The organism is Streptomyces sp. NPDC054840 (genome assembly GCF_053611065.1).
In genome coordinates this window covers 1-2,399 of record NZ_JBSGZP010000901.1, presented here as the reverse complement: position 1 = coordinate 2,399, position 2,399 = coordinate 1, and the positions used below count along the sequence as shown (strand labels likewise).

Annotated in this window: 1 protein-coding gene and 1 pseudogene; one reads left to right on the top strand and one right to left on the bottom strand. The window is 73.7% G+C overall.

Translation table 11 applies throughout. The features are described 5' to 3' along the window. Positions 1-130 precede the first annotated feature (130 nt). On the bottom strand, positions 131-820 hold the full coding sequence (locus tag ACWGIU_RS35695; RefSeq protein WP_453712249.1) for a response regulator transcription factor: 690 nt from the start codon (positions 818-820) through the stop codon (positions 131-133). A gap of 225 nt (positions 821-1,045) precedes the next feature. Between ACWGIU_RS35695 and ACWGIU_RS35690 the strand changes: the two are divergent. Beyond that, positions 1,046-2,399 (top strand): annotated as a pseudogene (locus tag ACWGIU_RS35690) (hypothetical protein); the annotation flags it as partial.

Below are 2,399 nucleotides of genomic sequence, written 5' to 3'. Positions count from 1 at the left end.
GTCGGACGGCGCAAGTACGTCCGGTACGCGGGCGCCCCTCCGCCTTGCGATGTACGGCACCGGACGCCACTGGGCCCGCCCTTCGGGCGGCCGGCGCTGCTCCGCGGACACGACCTGGCGCGGGGCCGGTTCACGGGCCCGGAGCCGTCGCGCTGTACCCGACGCCGCGGACCGTACGGATCGGGCTCGCGTCGCCGAGCTTGGCGCGTACCTGCGAGACGAAGACGTCGACCATGCGGGTGTCGCGGTAGCCGGGGTACCCCCACACCTGGGCGAGCAGTTGCTCGCGGGTGAAGACCTGCCCCGCGTGCCGGAGGAGGTGGCCGAGCAGGTTGAACTCGGTGGCGGTGAGCTCGACCGGCTCACCGTCGCGGCGCACGGTGCGGCTGACCGGGTCCACGCTGAGCCGGCCGCCGCTGCTCCCGGGCGGCGGTCCGGGCGGCCCGGCCGCCCGGCGCAGTACGGTCTTGACCCGGGCTACCAGCTCCCGCGGAGAGAACGGCTTGGTCAGATAGTCGTCCGCGCCGAGTTCGAGGCCGAGGATCCGGTCGGCCTCCTCACCGCGTGCGGTGACCAGCAGGACCGGTGTCCAGTCGCCGGCGTCCCGCAGGGCGCGGCAGAAGGCGATGCCGTCCATGCCGGGCAGGCCGATGTCCAGGACGATCGCCACCGGGTGCATGCGTCCCGCGGCCGCGAGACCGGCGGCCCCGTCCGCCTCGACGTGGACGCCGAAGCCCTCGCGGGCCAGGTAGAGGCGTTGCACGTCGGAGATGTGGCGCTCGTCCTCGACGATCAGTACGAGGCCCCTGGACTGTGTCATCACTGCCTCTCAGCCGCGGTTGGCAGCATCGATGCTAACCGCGCCGACCGGCCCTTCCGGTGGGCGCGCCGCCGTCCGTACATTCCCCGAACATTGCGACGGCCGACGCTCCTGTGTCCGGCACCGATCCGTATGTCCGGCACTGATCCGGCGGCGCCCGGGCCTCCCCCGGATCAGGTGACACAACTGGTGATCATCCCCGATCACCGGTTCAGTGGTGAGCGTGTGCCGATCACAGTCCGTATCCCCGTGGGAGCCCCGGTGACCTCCATGGACCACCGCGCACCGACCGGCGACCCCATGCTCACGGCCAGGTTCGCGCCCCCGGCCGTGCCCAAGCTGCTGGTCCACCGGCCCGAGCTGCTGGGGCGGCTGACGGCCGGGGCGCGGGGGCCGCTCACCCTGATCAACGGTCCGGCCGGATCGGGCAAGACGGTGCTCACCGCCCACTGGGCGGCCGGCGGACGCGCGACACGACCTCCCATGTGGCTCACCGTCGAACCTGACGACGCCCCCGGAGCCTTCTGGGCGTACGTCCTGGAGGCCCTCCACCGGGGCGGGGTGGTCCTGCCGGCCGAAGTGGGCAGACCGACCCGGGCCGAAGGGGTGACCCGGTCGTTCCTGGTGCGCCTGGCGGACGGGCTGGCCGCGTCCGCACAGCCGGCGGTCCTCGTCCTCGACCAGTTCGACACCACCCAGCCGCCCGCGACGACCGAGGGACTCGACTTCGTACTCCGGCACGCGGCCGACGGGCTGCGCATCGTGCTCACCAGCAGATCGGACTCCCTGCTGCCCCTGCACCGCTACCGGGCGGCAGGCGAGATCACGGAGATCCGGCACGCCGACCTCAGATTCACCGACGCGGACGCCGAGGCGCTGCTGAGCGAGCACCACCTGAACATCTCACCCGCCGGAATCCGCCTGCTGATGGAACGGACCGAGGGATGGGCTGCCGGGGTACGGCTGTGCGCCCTGGCCATGCAGCGCAGCGCCGACCCGGAGGTGTTCCTGCGCCAATTCGCGGCCGACCGCACCACGATCGCCGACTACCTCCTCACCGAGGTGCTCGACGCCCAGCCGCCCCCCACCCGGGACCTGCTGCTGCGCGTCTGCGTCACCGACCGCGTGCACCCGGATCTCGCGGACGCCCTGACCGGCCGGGACGACGGCGCACGGACCCTGGCCGGGCTGGCCCGCGACAACGCCTTCCTGGAACAGATCGACGCCTCGGCCTGGTACCGGCTGCACCCGCTGTTCGCCGAGGTCCTGCGCGCGCACCTGCGGCAACGCCGCCCCGGCCTCGAACCCCGGCTGCACGGGCGGGCGGCGCGCTGGCTCGCCCGGACCGGGCGGCTCACGGAGGCGGTGCTCCAGGGCGCCGCCGCCGGGGACTGGCAGTTCGCGGCGGCGCAGCTGGTCGACAATCTGGCGCTCGGCCGCCTCCTCACCGGCCTGGAGGCGGATCAGCTGGGCCGGGCCTTCGCCGGGATGCCGACCGGGACGCCCGGACTGGCGCCCGCACTGGTCGGCGCGGCCTGCCGGCTGGCCGCACAGGACCTCCCCGGATGCGAGGCCGGAC